The sequence below is a fragment of the Paracoccus sp. J39 genome (genome assembly GCF_000518925.1).
Taxonomy (GTDB): domain Bacteria; phylum Pseudomonadota; class Alphaproteobacteria; order Rhodobacterales; family Rhodobacteraceae; genus Paracoccus.
On sequence record NZ_JAEN01000018.1, the window covers coordinates 18,167 to 32,084 of the forward strand.

Annotated in this window: 15 protein-coding genes, 1 tRNA gene and 1 riboswitch; of the genes, 6 read left to right on the top strand and 10 right to left on the bottom strand. The window is 67.9% G+C overall.

Annotation, left to right across the window (positions count from 1 at the left end):
• Positions 1–14 precede the first annotated feature (14 nt).
• The 5 genes from L632_RS0115685 to L632_RS22840 all read left to right on the top strand — a co-directional run bounded on the left by L632_RS0115685 (position 15) and on the right by L632_RS22840 (position 2,207).
• Positions 15–734 (top strand): outer membrane protein, encoded by a 720-nt coding sequence (locus tag L632_RS0115685; protein ID WP_051476466.1) that lies wholly within the window; start codon positions 15–17, stop codon positions 732–734.
• A gap of 131 nt (positions 735–865) precedes the next feature.
• On the top strand, positions 866–1,141 hold the full coding sequence (locus L632_RS0115690; RefSeq protein WP_028714122.1) for a hypothetical protein: 276 nt from the start codon (positions 866–868) through the stop codon (positions 1,139–1,141).
• Positions 1,138–1,353: a hypothetical protein gene (locus tag L632_RS0115695; RefSeq protein WP_028714123.1), complete on the top strand. Its 216-nt coding sequence runs from the start codon at positions 1,138–1,140 to the stop codon at positions 1,351–1,353. The genes L632_RS0115690 and L632_RS0115695 overlap by 4 nt, the downstream gene beginning before the upstream one ends.
• A gap of 123 nt (positions 1,354–1,476) precedes the next feature.
• Positions 1,477–1,755, top strand: coding sequence for a hypothetical protein (locus L632_RS22835; RefSeq protein ID WP_036698507.1), 279 nt, complete (start codon positions 1,477–1,479; stop codon positions 1,753–1,755).
• A 59-nt stretch (positions 1,756–1,814) separates the two neighbouring features.
• Positions 1,815–2,207: an H-type lectin domain-containing protein gene (locus L632_RS22840; RefSeq protein ID WP_051416325.1), complete on the top strand. Its 393-nt coding sequence runs from the start codon at positions 1,815–1,817 to the stop codon at positions 2,205–2,207.
• Between the two features lie 457 nt (positions 2,208–2,664).
• Here L632_RS22840 and L632_RS0115710 read toward each other — a convergent pair.
• The 10 genes from L632_RS0115710 to L632_RS0115755 form a co-directional block, all read right to left on the bottom strand.
• Positions 2,665–2,740, bottom strand: a tRNA-Ala gene (locus L632_RS0115710).
• A gap of 120 nt (positions 2,741–2,860) precedes the next feature.
• Entirely contained in the window at positions 2,861–5,689 is a 2,829-nt protein-coding gene (gcvP, locus tag L632_RS0115715) for an aminomethyl-transferring glycine dehydrogenase (RefSeq protein WP_028714124.1), read from the bottom strand.
• 153 nt (positions 5,690–5,842) lie between these two features.
• Positions 5,843–6,199: a glycine cleavage system protein GcvH gene (gene gcvH, locus L632_RS0115720; RefSeq protein ID WP_084637895.1), complete on the bottom strand. Its 357-nt coding sequence runs from the start codon at positions 6,197–6,199 to the stop codon at positions 5,843–5,845.
• A gap of 10 nt (positions 6,200–6,209) precedes the next feature.
• Positions 6,210–7,322: a glycine cleavage system aminomethyltransferase GcvT gene (gene gcvT / locus L632_RS0115725; RefSeq protein ID WP_028714126.1), complete on the bottom strand. Its 1,113-nt coding sequence runs from the start codon at positions 7,320–7,322 to the stop codon at positions 6,210–6,212.
• Positions 7,323–7,454: 132 nt separating this feature from the next.
• Positions 7,455–7,543, bottom strand: a riboswitch (glycine riboswitch).
• A gap of 89 nt (positions 7,544–7,632) precedes the next feature.
• On the bottom strand, positions 7,633–8,415 hold the full coding sequence (locus L632_RS0115730; protein WP_028714127.1) for an SDR family oxidoreductase: 783 nt from the start codon (positions 8,413–8,415) through the stop codon (positions 7,633–7,635).
• Positions 8,416–8,473: 58 nt separating this feature from the next.
• Positions 8,474–8,812 carry a hypothetical protein gene (locus L632_RS0115735; protein ID WP_028714128.1) on the bottom strand — a complete coding sequence of 113 codons (339 nt, stop codon included), beginning with the start codon at positions 8,810–8,812 and terminating at the stop codon, positions 8,474–8,476.
• Entirely contained in the window at positions 8,809–9,423 is a 615-nt protein-coding gene (locus L632_RS0115740; protein ID WP_028714129.1) for a hypothetical protein, read from the bottom strand. The genes L632_RS0115735 and L632_RS0115740 overlap by 4 nt, the downstream gene beginning before the upstream one ends.
• An 84-nt stretch (positions 9,424–9,507) precedes the next feature.
• Positions 9,508–10,833, bottom strand: a complete 1,326-nt coding sequence (locus tag L632_RS0115745; protein ID WP_028714130.1) for a hybrid sensor histidine kinase/response regulator — start codon at positions 10,831–10,833, stop codon at positions 9,508–9,510.
• A 3-nt stretch (positions 10,834–10,836) separates the two neighbouring features.
• Positions 10,837–12,030, bottom strand: coding sequence for an FIST N-terminal domain-containing protein (locus L632_RS0115750; protein WP_028717104.1), 1,194 nt, complete (start codon positions 12,028–12,030; stop codon positions 10,837–10,839).
• A complete protein-coding gene (locus tag L632_RS0115755; RefSeq protein ID WP_028714132.1) occupies positions 12,027–12,737 on the bottom strand; it encodes a response regulator transcription factor in 711 nt (236 codons plus the stop codon). The genes L632_RS0115750 and L632_RS0115755 overlap by 4 nt, the downstream gene beginning before the upstream one ends.
• Positions 12,738–12,927: 190 nt before the next feature.
• Between L632_RS0115755 and L632_RS0115760 the strand changes: the two genes are divergently transcribed.
• Positions 12,928–13,917 (top strand): ABC transporter substrate-binding protein, encoded by a 990-nt coding sequence (locus L632_RS0115760; RefSeq protein ID WP_028717105.1) that lies wholly within the window; start codon positions 12,928–12,930, stop codon positions 13,915–13,917.
• Position 13,918 lies beyond the last annotated feature (1 nt).

A 13,918-nucleotide genomic window follows, 5' to 3' on the forward strand; every position in this document is an offset into this window, starting at 1 on the left:
TCGGAATAGGCAAGATGTTGAAGAATATCCCGATCTTCGCGGGCATGCTGCTCGCGAGCCTCGCCCCGGCCTTCGCGGGGGGCTACGTCGCCCCGGTGATCGCCGCCCCCGTTGTGCCGCAAGAACCGCCTGCCGCCCCGAGGAATTGGCAAGGGCCCTATCTGGGAGGAGCGATAGGCTACGCGCTGGGGGCCGATGACCGTGTCGGCATCGCCAAACCGGGCGGCGGCGCGACCTATTCGCCCGGCTCGGTGGATATCCACGGTGTCACCTATTCGGTCCATCTCGGCTATCGCTGGCAGCGGGCGCTTCGCGACCGGCAGATCGTGACGGGCCCAGAACTGGCCTATGAAGGCGGAAGTGCCGATGACAGCTTCGATAAGGGCGGCGTGGTGGCGTCCAGCGAGCTGGATCGGCTGCTATCCCTGCGCTGGAAAACCGGGATCCTGAACGATGCGAAAGATACGCTGTTCTACGGCAGCGTCGGCTTTGCGCGCGGCAAGTTCGGCTATTCCACCGAAGGGGCCGGGATGGCCTACAAGGGCGACTTCAAGGACAATGCCTGGACGGTCGGCCTGGGGTTGGAAAAGAAGCTCAATGATCGCTTCTCGCTGTTCGGTGAATGGGAATTCCGTCAATTTGGGAAAACCCCTCTGACCGATGCGACCGGATATTCGACCCGGGCGACCCCGGAACATCATCATGTTCGCCTTGGTATGAATGTCAGCTTCTGACGCTTGGGCAAGCCGAACTCGGCTTGCTCCGTTCTATGATGTGCTTCTTCCTACCTGACCTAGGACAAGTCAATGAGTGAGCTGGTGGCATGCTAATGAGTAATTTCGTTCGTAAATCCGGAGATCATTCGATGAGGAATCGCGACGCTCCTCTTGTTTCGGACGCTGAGTGGCGTGTTCTCGTCGATCTTCATCTGGATTTCGACAGGCGGCAGCTTTGTTATGAGGCCGGCTATGCGGATGGGCAGCGTGAGGCGTTGCAAGAGGTCTCTCAAATTCTCTCCGCGACGGCGAACGCCACTCCGAGCCATGAGACGCGCCAAATCGTGACCAACCTGGCGTCGATTACTGCGCTCATGGCATCGGACGGCCATGAGGGCCGCACCTCGATCGGGCGGCTCTCATGAAGCGCGCCGGGACCAAGCCCGTGACCGCGAGCGTGCTGGCGATCATCAGCGGCGTATTGGCATTTGTGATTGCCATGATTTCCCTGCTGCTCGGCCTGGGGATCGGCTGGGCTTTCGCGATATATGTCTCGGCCGGGTTCGGATTGTTTTCGACCGCCCTCCTGGTGGCTCTTGTGCAAAGTTCCGCCGATGAAAGAGAGCCCCACCAGTGAGAGAGTCGGGGTGCGAGCCAGATCTTGATCGGCATGGCGTGTCGCGGACGCGCCATCCAAATAGAACAGCCATAAGTCCGAAAGACTTCGCCGTTTTGAAATGTGAAACGAAAAGGTGACAGGATGATCAAGTTTATCCCCGCAGCGGCGCTCGTGTTCTTGGCCGCCTGCTCCATCGACCCAAAGGATTACGAAAGCGAACCGGTGACGGTAGAAACGGCAGCCGGCCCGGTCGTTTGCCAGCTTTACACCAAGAATATCGTACGCTGGGACCGCGCCATCCAGCGCCCAAGCACAATGAGCGTCGAAACCGCAGATCAGATCTGTCTCAATGAAGGGCTGCGCGAGAAGAACGGGTCCCCAAGGCCCGGCGGCGCTTCGGAAAGCGATCTGGCGTTGTGAAGTCAGATGTCGCCAATCGCGGCGGCGGTCGGGAACGATCAGATTCAGAGATCAACAATATGCTGGATGAAGCGTGCTCGCCCTTTTTGCAAAACCTGGTCTGGACCAGCGAATTGCAGATGATCAGTGCGTTTGGCGAGCTTTTCAATCACGTGGACGCTGGCTTGCCGATGTGGGCGGGCGACGGTGATCGGAGCTTGCGGGTCAGGACGACCTTCCTTGCACCTTTCGGAGCCATTCCCTCAATCACCCTGGGGTTGACCGGCCTCGATGCCGCGCATGACCAGAACCTGCGCTTCAGGCTGGAGGCAGTCGAGGTGACCCGGTACGGTTTTATCATCGAGTTCGCGACCTGGGGCGATACGCATATCGCGCGGGCATCGGTCAATTGGCAAGCCATCGGTCCCTCGACTGACCGGGCGGGCCAGAAAAGCAGCAAGCGACGTTCCTGATCGACGATGATTGGACCGTTGCGGTAGCGAACGACTGTGCGGACGGCGTTCATGAAATGCTGCTCCGCCTGAAGGAGCGTGGCCTGATAAGCCATTACAAGAGCCATGTTCCTTTCGGTGGCGAGCGTATTCCCGGGCGTTGAAGATTGGATATCACGAAGCGACCCGCTCGTATCGGCAAATGGCAGAGGCGAGCGAGCTGGTCTCCCCGCCAGCGATACCATCCCGATCCGGGCCCCAACTGATGCCGGCCACCCTAACGGTCGAAACTGGCGGGACGGTTCCCGGATACACCCCGAATCTGGCGCGCCGATCCGGCGCGATTTCTATGTTCCGCGGCCACCGAACGTCCGGTGAAATCCAGCAGCATCTTTTTTCAGCTGTGGGGCTAGCGTGAGGTGATGCACAGCGGCATTCGCCTAACCGGCTGATAATCAATCTGAATGTGTGAGTGAACTGGTGGAGCCGAGGGGAATCGAACCCCTGACCTCATCATTGCGAACGATGCGCTCTACCAACTGAGCTACGGCCCCATCGGCGTGCTATCTCGCCGAAGCGCCGCGCCTTGTCAAGAGCCGCAAAGACCCCGCACGCAGCTTTCTGCAGCCCCGTCGGGCAGCTTGCCCCGCCGCCACAGCGGCGGGGGCACAGGGTCACTCGGCCGCCTCGGCGTAATCCTCTAGCGGCGGGCAAGTGCAGACCAGATTGCGGTCGCCATAGGCATTGTCCACCCGCCCGACCGGAGGCCAGTACTTGTCCACCCGGAACGCTCCCGGCGGGAAGCAGCCCTGCTCGCGCGAATAGGCCCGGTCCCAGTCGGCGACCAGGTCCTCGACCGTATGCGGGGCATGGCGCAGCGGCGAGGCCTCGGCGCTGATCCTGCCCTCGGCAATCTCGGTGATCTCGTCGCGGATCGCCAGGAAGGCGGTGATCAGCCGGTCGATCTCGGCCTTGGTCTCCGATTCGGTCGGCTCGACCATCAGCGTGCCGGCGACCGGCCAGCTCATGGTGGGGGCGTGGAAGCCGTTGTCGATCAGCCGCTTGGCGATGTCGTCGACGGTCACGCCATGCTCCTGAAACGGCCGGGTGTCCAGGATGCATTCATGCGCCACCCGGCCGCGATTGCCCATGAACAGCACCGGATAGGCCCCGGCCAGCCGGCTGGCGACATAGTTCGCGTTCAGGATCGCGACCCGCGTCGCCTGGGTCAGCCCCGCCCCGCCCATCATCAGGATATAGGCCCAAGAGATCAGCAGGATCGAGGCGCTGCCCCAGGGCGCCGCCGAGACCGCCCCCGAACCCTCGCGCGGGTCGGCGGGCAGGAAGGGCGCCAGATGCGCCTTGACCCCGATCGGCCCCATGCCGGGACCGCCGCCGCCATGCGGAATGGCAAAGGTCTTGTGCAGGTTCAGGTGGCTGACATCGCCGCCGATCTCGCCCGGCTTCACCAGACCGACCAGGGCGTTCATGTTGGCGCCGTCGATATAGACCTGGCCGCCATGCTCATGGGTGATGCGGCAGACCTCGCGCACGGTGTCCTCGAAGACGCCATGGGTCGAGGGATAGGTGATCATCACCGCCGCCAGCCTGTCGCCGGCCTTCGCGGCCTTGTCGGCGAAGTCCTCCAGGTCGATATCGCCGTTCGGGGCCGATTTCACCACCACGACCTTCATCCCCGCCATCTGCGCGCTGGCCGGGTTGGTGCCATGCGCGGAAACCGGGATCAGGCAGATATCGCGATCCTCGCCACGCGACTCGTGATAGGCGGCAATGGTCAGAAGCCCGGCATATTCCCCCTGCGCGCCGCTGTTCGGCTGCAGCGAAAACGCATCATAGCCGGTGATGGCGCACAGCTTCTCGGTCAGGTCGGCAAAGACCTCGTGATAGCCGGCGGCCTGGTCCTCGGGCGCAAAGGGATGCAGCGCGCCGAATTCGGGCCAGGTGATCGGCATCATCTCGGCCGCCGCGTTCAGCTTCATCGTGCAGCTGCCCAGCGGGATCATCGCCCGGTCCAGCGCCAGGTCGCGGTCCGACAGGCGGCGCATATAGCGCATCATCTCGGATTCCGCCCGGTTCATGTGAAAGACCGGATGGGTCAGGTAGTCGCTTTCGCGGATCAGCGCCTCGGGGATCGCCGGCACCTTGGCCGGCGCGGCCGGATCGGTGATGCCGAAAGCGTCCAGCACCCGGGCGATCACATCCGCATCCGTGGTCTCGTCGACCGAGATGCCGACCCGGTCGCGCCCGACCCTGCGCAGGTTGATGCCGCGATGCCGGGCAGCGGCGAGGATGCCCGCCTGCCCCACGCCCACCCGCACGGTGATGGTGTCGAAAAACGCCTCGGGCTGAACCTCGGCCCCGGCGGCGCGCAGCGCATCGGCCAGCGTCACCGCGTTCAGATGCACCCGCTGGGCGATGGCGCGCAGGCCCACCGGCCCATGGAACACGGCATAGAAGCTCGCCATCACCGCCAGCAGCGCCTGGGCGGTGCAGACGTTCGAGGTCGCCTTCTCGCGCCGGATATGCTGCTCGCGGGTCTGCAGCGACAGGCGATAGGCCTGGTTGCCCTTGGCGTCGATGGAAACCCCGACGATCCGCCCCGGCATGGCGCGCTTCATCTCGTCGCGGCAGGCCATGAAGCCGGCATGCGGCCCGCCATAGCCCATGGGCACGCCGAAACGCTGGGCCGAGCCGATGGCGATGTCGGCGCCCATGGCGCCCGGCTCCTTCAGCACGCAAAGCGCCAGAAGGTCGGTGGCCATGATCGCCACCGCGCCCGCCGCATGCAGCGCCGCGATCTCGGCGGTGTAGTCCCGGATCTCGCCGAAGGTGCCGGGATACTGGAAGATGGCGCCGAAGACCTGCGAGGGGTCGCATTGCCGGCCGCGGACGATCTCGATGCCCAAGGGCGCGGCGCGGGTCTCGATCACGGCGACGGTCTGCGGGTGCAGGTTCTCGCTGACGAAGAAGGCGCGGGCCTTGGACTTCGCCGCGCGCTGCGCCATGGCCATGGCCTCGGCGGCGGCGGTCGCCTCGTCCAGCAGGCTGGCATTGGCCACCGGCAGCCCGGTCAGGTCCGCGACCATGGTCTGGAAGTTCAGCAGCGCCTCCAGCCGGCCCTGGGCGATCTCGGGCTGATAGGGGGTATAGGCGGTATACCAGGCCGGGTTCTCAAGAATATTGCGCTGGATCGCCGGCGGCGTCACAGTGCCGTAATAGCCCTGCCCGATCAGGCTGGTCATGACCTGGTTCTTCGCCGCCACCTCGCGCATGCGCTGCAGCAGCTCCGCCTCGGACAGCGCCGGCCAGTCCAGGGCCTCGGCCTGCCGGATGCTCGCCGGGACGGTCTGGCCGATCAGCTCCTCCAGCGTCTTGGCGCCCACGACCTTCAGCATCGCCGCCATCTCGGCCGGAGAAGGCCCGATGTGACGGCGATTGGCGAAATCGTCGGGATTATAGTCGGTCGGGGTCCATTTACCCATCACTGGCCTCGATGCGTCAGAATGTTCACAAGCATTGCCTTCGGGATCGCACGGGCCGGGAACGCCCCGCCTTTCTCCGTTTTCCAAATACCCTCGGGGGGTCCGGGGGGCGAAGCGCCCCCGGCTTCCGCCGGGCCGCAAGGCCCGGCAGCTTCAGCCGATCAGCGCCTGATAGCCCGCCTCGTCCATGAATCCGGACAGGTCGACCGAGGCCGGCTTGATGCGGAAGAACCAGGCCGCCATCGGGTCCTCGTTCACCGCGCCGGGCGCGTCGGGCAGCGCCTCGTTGACGGCGGTGATGACGCCGGCGACCGGGGCCACGATGTCCGAGGCGGCCTTGACCGATTCGATCACCACGATCTCCTCGCCCGCCTCGACCTCGCGCCCGACCTCGGGCAGTTCGATGAAGACGACATCGCCCAGCTGCTCGCTGGCATGGGCGGTGATGCCGACGACGATCTCGTCGCCGTCCTGTTTCAGCCATTCGTGGTCTTCGGTGTATTTCAGCATGCCTGGCCTCTCAGCGCTTGTAGCTCGGTTTGTGGAAGGGAAGCGGAGTAATCGTCACCGGAATGCGCTTGCCGCGCAATTCGGCCCAAAGGGTCGCGCCGGGGACAAGCCCCGCGGGCAGGACCGCCATGGCGACCGGCCCGCCGACCGAGGGGCCGAAGCCGCCCGAGCAGACCGTGCCGATCGCCGCGCCGCCCTCGGCCCCGTCGAAGATCTCGACCCCCTCGCGGATGGGCGCACGGCCCTCGGGGCGCAGGCCCATGCGGCTGCGGGCGGGGCCTTCGGCCAGTTCCTGCAGGATCGCCTCGGCGCCCGGGAAACCGCCCGCGCGCGCGCCGCCCGCACGGCGGACCTTGGGGATCGACCAGCCCAGCCCGGCCTCGCCCGGCAGGGTCGAGGCATCCATGTCATGGCCGTAAAGCGGCATCCCCGCCTCCAGCCGCAGGCTGTCGCGGGCGCCCAGCCCGACGGGCGCGACCTCGGGTTCGGCCAGCAGCGCCTCGGCCAGCGCGACCGCACGGTCCCCGGGCACGGAAATCTCGAACCCGTCCTCGCCGGTATAGCCCGAGCGGCTGACCCAGAGCGTCGCGCCCTGCCAGTCGAACTCGGCCACGTCCATGAACTTCATCGCCTGGGCGCCGGGCACCAGCCGCGCCAGCACCGCCTCGGCCTCGGGACCCTGCAGGGCCAGCAGCCCGCGATCCGTCACCGGCTCGACCGAGATGCCGGCGGCTTCCAGCCGGCGCAGATGGGCGATGTCCTGTTCGGCGCAGGCGGCGTTCACCACCAGCAGAAGGTGGTCGCCCTTGTTGGCGATCATCAGGTCGTCGAGGATGCCGCCCGCGTCATTGGTGAACAGGCCGTAGCGCTGCCGGCCCTCGGCCAGCCCGACGATATCGGCGGGCACCAGCCTCTCCAGCGCCTCGGCAGCGCCGGGGCCGCGCAGGATCACCTGGCCCATGTGGCTGACGTCGAACAGGCCGGCATGGGCGCGGGTGTGCAGGTGCTCGTTCAGCACGCCCATCGGATATTGCACCGGCATCTCCCAGCCGGCAAAGGGCACCATCTTCGCGCCGCGCGAAAGGTGCAGGTCGTATAGCATCGTGCGCCGAAGCTCGGCCATGGGCATCCCCTGTCTTGCGGACGGACCGATCCCGCCCGGTTAGATGCCCCCTCTGTCCCTACCCCGAAACGGGGGCGCCTGAGATCGTTATCCCTTCGGCGGACGGCATCTGCCGCCTCTCTCCAGAGCGTACATTGGAAAACGGTCCCTTTGCCTGAGAGATTCCCGGGGCGGTTGCTCCTTCGGCCCTGGCTTGCGCCAATGTCTCCCGATTTCCGACTTTTGTCGTAGCCGGGCCGCGGGGTTCTGGCAAGAGCCTTCCTGCGCCCGACGCGCCGACCGCCCGGCCGACCGGCCCGCCGCCGCGCCCTCAGATCGAGATGTTCGAGGCGCCGCCGTCCAGCAGGATGTTCTGCCCGACGATGAAGCGGGCATGCTGGCTGCACAGGAAGGCGCAGGTGGCGCCGAAATCCTCGGGCAGGCCGTAGCTGCGGGTCGGGATGGTCGCCTCGCGCCTGCGGCGGGCCTCGTCGACGCCGATGCCCTCGGCCTTGGCGACGCCGGAATCCAGGCTGTCCGCGCGGTCGGTGGCATGGATGCCGGGCAGCAGGTTGTTCACCACCACGCCATGCGGCGCCACCTGCCGCGACATGCCGGCGACAAAGCCGGTCAGCCCGGCGCGGGCGGTGTTCGACAGGCCCAGGATGGCGATGGGCGTGCGCACCGATTGCGAGGTGATGTTGACCACCCGGCCCCAGCCGCGCTCCATCATGCCCGGCACCAGCGCCTGCATCAGCGCGATGGCGGTCAGCATGTTGGCGTCGATGGCCTTGATGAAATCCTCGCGCGACCAGTCGGTCCAGCTGCCGGGCGGCGGGCCGCCGGCATTGTTGACCAGGATGTCGGCCTGCCCGCCCAGCGCGTCGAGCACGGCGGCGCGGCCTGCCTCGGTGGTGATGTCGGCGGCGACCGGCGTGACCGAAACGCCGTGTTTCGCCGCGATCTCCTCGGCCGTGGCCTGCAGCGCCTCGGCGCCGCGCGCGTTGATGACCAGATCGACCCCGGCCTCGGCCAGCGCCTCGGCGCAGCCCCGGCCCAGGCCCTTCGACGCGGCGCAGACAAGGCCCTTCTTGCCCCTGATCCCCAGATCCATGGCTTCCCTCCTGTTCAGCTTGCCGACAAGGAAGCGCGGGGCGGCCGGATTGTCCAGTTCAGAAGCAGAGGATCTCGGCCTCGGCCTCGGCGCGGCGGAAATTGGCGATCATCTCGTTGACGGCGACGCCCTGCCGGAACATGCCGGCGCGCTCGCCGGCGGTCTGGCGCATGGCCAGCACCGTCTCGGCCTTGACGTAATCGTCATAGGGCAGGATCTCGGCGATCTGGTCGATGGCGCAGCTGCACCGCTCCAGCATCTCGCGGGTCTGGCCGTTCGTCGCCATGCAGACGAAGACGTAATCGGCGCGCGCATTGGTCGGATAGTCGTTCACCGCCTGCGCCCCGGCCATGCCGGCCGAAAGCGTCAGGGCTGCCGTCAGGGTTGCCCGGATCATTTCAACACCATCTCGCTGTGATAGGCCGGCCGGCCGCCCGCCAGCGGGCCGGTTTCGGCCAGCATGCGCCGGATCGGCCGCTTCGGATCGCCCAGGGTGAAGCGCAGCTCAAGCGTGTCGAAGCCGAACATGCGCTCGCGGTTCTCATCCTCGCGGAAGGGGGCGAAGACGGCGACGGTCGCCTCGCCCTCGCGCCGGACCTCGCCGCCCCGGAACAGCGCATCCTTCAGCCGGTTGCGGATATAGAACGGGCTGCCGCCGGTCAGCGCGACCATGTCCCGCGCCGTGGTTTCCAGAAAGAAGGTCAGCGCCGGATCGCCGCCCGAGACCGGGAAGGGCCCGATCCTGCGCTGGATGCGCTCGGTTTCCTCGGCCAGTTCCAGAACCGGCTGGCCGTCCGAGGGATCGGCAACCTGGCTGAGCGAGATCGTGCCCTCGCCCAGCGGGGTGAAGCCCTCGACCTCGGGCCCGGTCTGGCGCAGCGCCCAGACCAGCGGGCCCTGAGACAGGTCCCAGGGGCCGCGTTCGGCAAAGACCAGATCCCCCGCCTCGCCCGCCGCAAGCGGCGAAGCCAGCAATCCGATCACCGCCAAGCCGCGCAAGATCCTCATCCCGATCCTCCCTTTCCTGTTTGCGACCCTGCCCCCGCCGGGGTCGGGACGAAAGCCTGCCGGCGGCACTTTCGTGCTTTGGTCTTAGGCCAGCATCTGCTGCAGCATGGCCTGCAGATCCTCGGGACGGACCGGCTTTTCCAGCACCGGCACGCCCATCCGCTGGCTTGCGCCCAGTTCCGGCGCGCGGCGGGCCGAGACGACGATGGCCGGCACCGCCTGTCCCGCAGCCTCGCGCAGGGCGGCGATGGCCTCCAGCCCGGTATCGCCGTTGTCGAGATTGTAATCGGCGATCACCACGTCCGGCGGCTCGTCGCCCATCTGCGCCAGCGCCTCGGCGATGCCGCCCGAGACGCGGGCGACCATGCCCAGCTTGTCCTGCAGCACCAGTTGCAGGGCGCGGCGCATGGCGTCGTCGTTCTCGACCACCAGAGCCACCCGGCCGCGCAGATACGGGCCGTGGCCGGCGCCCTCGGGCCGCGCCGGCTCGACCCCCGGCGCGACCAGCGGCAGGCTGACGCGGAACACGGTGCCGCGCCCCGGCTCGCTGTCCATGGCGATGGGATGGCCCAGCTTGGCGCAGGCGCGGCGCACGATCGACAGGCCCAGCCCCATGCCCGGCACGCCGCCGCCCTCGCGGCCGATGCGCTGGAACTCGTCGAAGATGCGGGCGCGGTCGGGCGCGGCGATGCCGATGCCGGTGTCGTAGATCTCCAGCCAGGCGCGCTCGCCGCGCTTGCGCACGCCCACCAGCACCCCGCCCCGGTCGGTATACTTGATCGCGTTCGAGACCAGGTTCTGCGCGATCCGCCGCAGGAATGTCGGGTCGCTTTCCACCGCGGCCGTGGTCGGCGCGAAGCTGAGCCGCAGCCCCTTGGCCTCGGCCATCGGCGCGTATTCGACGGCGAGGCGGCGGAACAGCTCGCCCAGATCGACGGGCTTGCGCTGGAACTCGATGCGCTGGCTGTCGAGGCGCGAGATGTCCAGCACCGCATGCATCAGCTCCTCGACCGATTCGAAGGCCCCCGACAGCCGGTCGGTCAGCTCGCGCTGCAAGGGGTCGAGCGGCGTGTCCTTCAGCGCCGACAGGAACAGCTTGGCGGCCGAAAGCGGCTGCAGCAGGTCGTGGCTGGCGGCGCGCAGGAAGCGGGTCTTGGAGCGGTTCGCCTCCTCGGCCGAGGCGCGGGCCACGGCCAGCTCGCGATTGCGCTCGGACAGGTCGGCCAGCGCCTGCTCCAGCTCGCGGGTGCGGACCTGCACCTCCTGCTCCAGCGCCACGGCGGCCTGGAACATCGACCAGGCCGAGCCGCGGCTTTCCTCCAGCCGGTCGATGCGCTCGACCAGCACATCGGCGATGCGCGTCAGCTTCTCGACCCGTCGGGCGGGGGGATCGTCGTCGCGCAGGAACATGGTTCAGCCGGGCTCGGGGGGCATCAGCGCCATGCCGACGAAGGTCTGGTTCACATGCATGCCGCTGTGCTGCTCGCCATAGGTGTTGAAGCCGGCGACGCGATAGCGCGCCAGCAATTCGGACATCTGCCCGTCCATGCCGGCGCGTTCCAGCGCCAGCCGCCGCAGCACGCAGTCGAAGCCCAGCACCATCAGCGGCGGGCGCGGCAAGGCGTCCAGAACCTCGGCAAAGCCGCGGGTCATGTCCATCGCCCGGCCCAGCGTCAGGATGTTGCCGGCCTCGATCCCGGACAGCAATTGCAGCCCGCCCTGGGGGGTAATGGCGCGGATGGCGCGGACATGGTGGCGCTTGCCGGTGCGCAAGAGCAACGGGTGGCGGGCGAATTCCGTCGGCGTCAGCGCCTCGACCGGGATGCCGGCCAGCCGGGCGTATTCCTGCGCCGCCGGCTCGCCGTTCAGCTCCAGGATGACGCGGTTGTGCCGGTCGGCGGCCGTCACCACGGCGCGCCGGTCGGTCGGGCTGAAATGCGAGAACGAGACCTCGGCCGCCGCCAGATCGGTCTCGACCAGCAGGAACAGCGCCGCGCCGGGATGGGCGGCGCCGTCCACCATCTGGCAGGTCGGTTCGAAGCGCATGCCCTCGGCGCTGGAGCCGCCGACGATCGGCAGGCCAGGGATGGCCGCGTCCAGCGTCGCGGTCAGCACGTCCTCCTGCCGGGCCAGCGCATCGGCCAGAAGCACGCCGAAGCTGGAGCGCCGCAGGTCGGGGCGGAAATCGGCGTGAAAGCGGCGCAGCGTGGCCATCCATTCCGACACCGGCACCAGCGCCTGGTCGCGCAGCACGCAGACGCCGACCCGGAAGCTGGCCGAGGGAAAGCCCAGCGCCGTCACCGTCCGGGCGCAATAGCCGCCGGGGCCGATCTCGCCCACCGAGGAACAGCCGACGACGCGACAGCCCTCACCCAGCGCCTCGCGCAGCGCGGTGCCCAGGGCGGGCAGCCCCTCGGCCGGCATGCCGAACAGCAGCACCAAGGCCGGGTCCAGCGGCGCCATGGCCTCGGCGATGCGCCGGGCGGTGTCCTCGCCCTCGGCCGGGACCGAGACGGCGACGGGCGCCGGCGGCAGGACCGGCCGCGCCTGGGGCCGGACGCCGCCGGGCCAGGGCTCGGGCCGGGCTTCGGGCAAGGCGGGGCTCATGCCGGTTCGAACAGCCTCACGCTATTGGCCAGCAGCACCGCCTGGGTGCGGCGGCGGGCGTTGATCTTGGACATGATCGCGGTGATGTGGGTCTTGACCGTCGCCTCGGCGATGGACAGCTCGTAGCTGATCTCCTTGTTGGCCTTGCCTTGGCAGATCAGCCGCAGGATCTTCATCTGCTGCGGCGTCAGGGTGGCGAAGCGGCGGGCCAGCTCGGCGCGGGCCGCGTCCTCCTCGCCGGCATGTTCGGGCTGGTAGCTGTCGGGCGTCACCCGCTCGCCCTCCCACATGCGGCGCAGGCTGTCGACCAGCGCCTCGCGGCCCAGCGACTTGCTGATATAGCCCTGCGCCCCCGCCGCCATCGCGGCCGAGATCATGGCGTTTTCCAGATCGGCCGAGATCATGGTGATCGGCACGTCCGGGATCTGCCGGCGCAGCGTCACCAGCCCCTCGGCGCCCTTGGCGTCGGGCAGGTTCAGGTCCAGGATCACCGCGTCCGGGGCGCCCTGGCTGCGGATCTGTTCCAGCGCGGCGGCAAGGCTGCGGGCGGTGCGCACGTTCCTGAGCCCGAAGCTGATCTTCAGCGTCAGGGCCAGCGCGTCGCACATCAGCGGATGGTCGTCCACGATCAGGATTTCGCGGACACGATCTGCGGAAAGCCTTGGCGATGCGGCGCGGTCTTGCGACTGCATTTCGGCTGAGGCCATCGTTCTCCTCCCAAAGAAACGACAGGGCCGGGGGTTTCGGCGCGCCGGCCTTTGCGCAACCATCTTAAGACCGCCGCCCGCCGGCGCAAGCCCGTTGGACCGGAAAACCGCGCCGCGGCTACGACTTCGGTTGTATTGGCCGCAAATCGGGCACATGTCACTTTCAGCTGGTCCAAGGGGGGAAATCACCATGCCATTCAGCCGCAGAATCACCCTGCTGGCCGCAGCCGCCGCGCTTGCCGGGCTGGCGCTGCCCGCCCATGCCCAGGGCGCCGACGAGCCCCCGGTGATCCGCATCGGCACGCTGGAGAACGGCACCGTCAACTGGGAGATCGAGACGATCCGCAAGCGCGGCCTCGACCAGGAGAACGGCTTCACGCTGCAGCCGCTGATCCTGGCCGGCAATCCCGCCACCCAGGTCGCCATGCAGGGCGGCGAGGTCGATACCATCGTCTCGGACTTCCTCTGGGTGGCGCAGCAGCGGGCGCGCGGCGCCGGTTTCCGCTTCCTGCCCTATTCGACCGCCGTGGGCGGCGTGATGGTGCGCGGCGACAGCCCGGCGCAGTCGCTCGCCGACCTGAAGGGCAAGAAGATCGGCATCGCCGGCGGGCCGGTCGACAAGAGCTGGCTGATCCTGCGCGCCTGGTCGCGCGAGAGGCTGGGCGAGGACCTCGCCGACGTGACGCAGCAGGTCTTCGGCGCACCGCCGATGATCCTGAACGCCGCCGAGACCGGCGAGGTCGATGCCGCGATCAACTTCTGGCATTTCCAGGCCAAGATGCAGGCGCGGGGCATGCGCGAGATCATGTCGGTCGAGACGGCGGCCAGCGATCTGGGGCTGGACCCCTCGACGCCGCTTCTGGGCTATGTGCTGCGCGACGACTGGATCGCGGCCAATCCGGCGCTGGCCGAAGGGCTGGCGCGCGCCTCGCGCACCGCCAAGGACCTGCTGGCCAAGGACGATGCCGCCTGGGAAGAGCTGCGCCCGATCATGGAGGCCGCCGACGATGCCGAATTCGAGGCGCTGAAGGCCGGCTGGCGCGCCGGCATCCCCGCCCATGGCCCGGTCGATGCCGAGAACGCGCAGCAGATGTTCGCCACCATGGCCGAGCTTGGCGGCGAGGAACTGACCGGCGGCGTCGCCACCCTGCCCGAGGGACTGTTCTGGTGGCCGGAGTAGC

Excerpts from the sequence above, each read along its gene's own strand:
- gcvH (WP_084637895.1), bottom strand. The coding sequence starts at position 6,199 with ATGCTGAAATACACCGAAGACCACGAATGGCTGAAACAGGACGGCGAC.
- L632_RS0115690 (WP_028714122.1), top strand. The coding sequence starts at position 866 with ATGAGGAATCGCGACGCTCCTCTTGTTTCGGACGCTGAGTGGCGTGTT.
- L632_RS0115695 (WP_028714123.1), top strand. The coding sequence starts at position 1,138 with ATGAAGCGCGCCGGGACCAAGCCCGTGACCGCGAGCGTGCTGGCGATC.
- gcvT (WP_028714126.1), bottom strand. The coding sequence starts at position 7,322 with ATGGCCGAGCTTCGGCGCACGATGCTATACGACCTGCACCTTTCGCGC.
- L632_RS0115755 (WP_028714132.1), bottom strand. The coding sequence starts at position 12,737 with ATGGCCTCAGCCGAAATGCAGTCGCAAGACCGCGCCGCATCGCCAAGG.
- L632_RS0115750 (WP_028717104.1), bottom strand. The coding sequence starts at position 12,030 with ATGAGCCCCGCCTTGCCCGAAGCCCGGCCCGAGCCCTGGCCCGGCGGC.
- L632_RS0115740 (WP_028714129.1), bottom strand. The coding sequence starts at position 9,423 with ATGAGGATCTTGCGCGGCTTGGCGGTGATCGGATTGCTGGCTTCGCCG.
- gcvP (WP_028714124.1), bottom strand. The coding sequence starts at position 5,689 with ATGGGTAAATGGACCCCGACCGACTATAATCCCGACGATTTCGCCAAT.
- L632_RS0115735 (WP_028714128.1), bottom strand. The coding sequence starts at position 8,812 with ATGATCCGGGCAACCCTGACGGCAGCCCTGACGCTTTCGGCCGGCATG.
- L632_RS22835 (WP_036698507.1), top strand. The coding sequence starts at position 1,477 with ATGATCAAGTTTATCCCCGCAGCGGCGCTCGTGTTCTTGGCCGCCTGC.
- L632_RS0115730 (WP_028714127.1), bottom strand. The coding sequence starts at position 8,415 with ATGGATCTGGGGATCAGGGGCAAGAAGGGCCTTGTCTGCGCCGCGTCG.
- L632_RS22840 (WP_051416325.1), top strand. The coding sequence starts at position 1,815 with ATGCTGGATGAAGCGTGCTCGCCCTTTTTGCAAAACCTGGTCTGGACC.
- L632_RS0115685 (WP_051476466.1), top strand. The coding sequence starts at position 15 with ATGTTGAAGAATATCCCGATCTTCGCGGGCATGCTGCTCGCGAGCCTC.
- L632_RS0115760 (WP_028717105.1), top strand. The coding sequence starts at position 12,928 with ATGCCATTCAGCCGCAGAATCACCCTGCTGGCCGCAGCCGCCGCGCTT.
- L632_RS0115745 (WP_028714130.1), bottom strand. The coding sequence starts at position 10,833 with ATGTTCCTGCGCGACGACGATCCCCCCGCCCGACGGGTCGAGAAGCTG.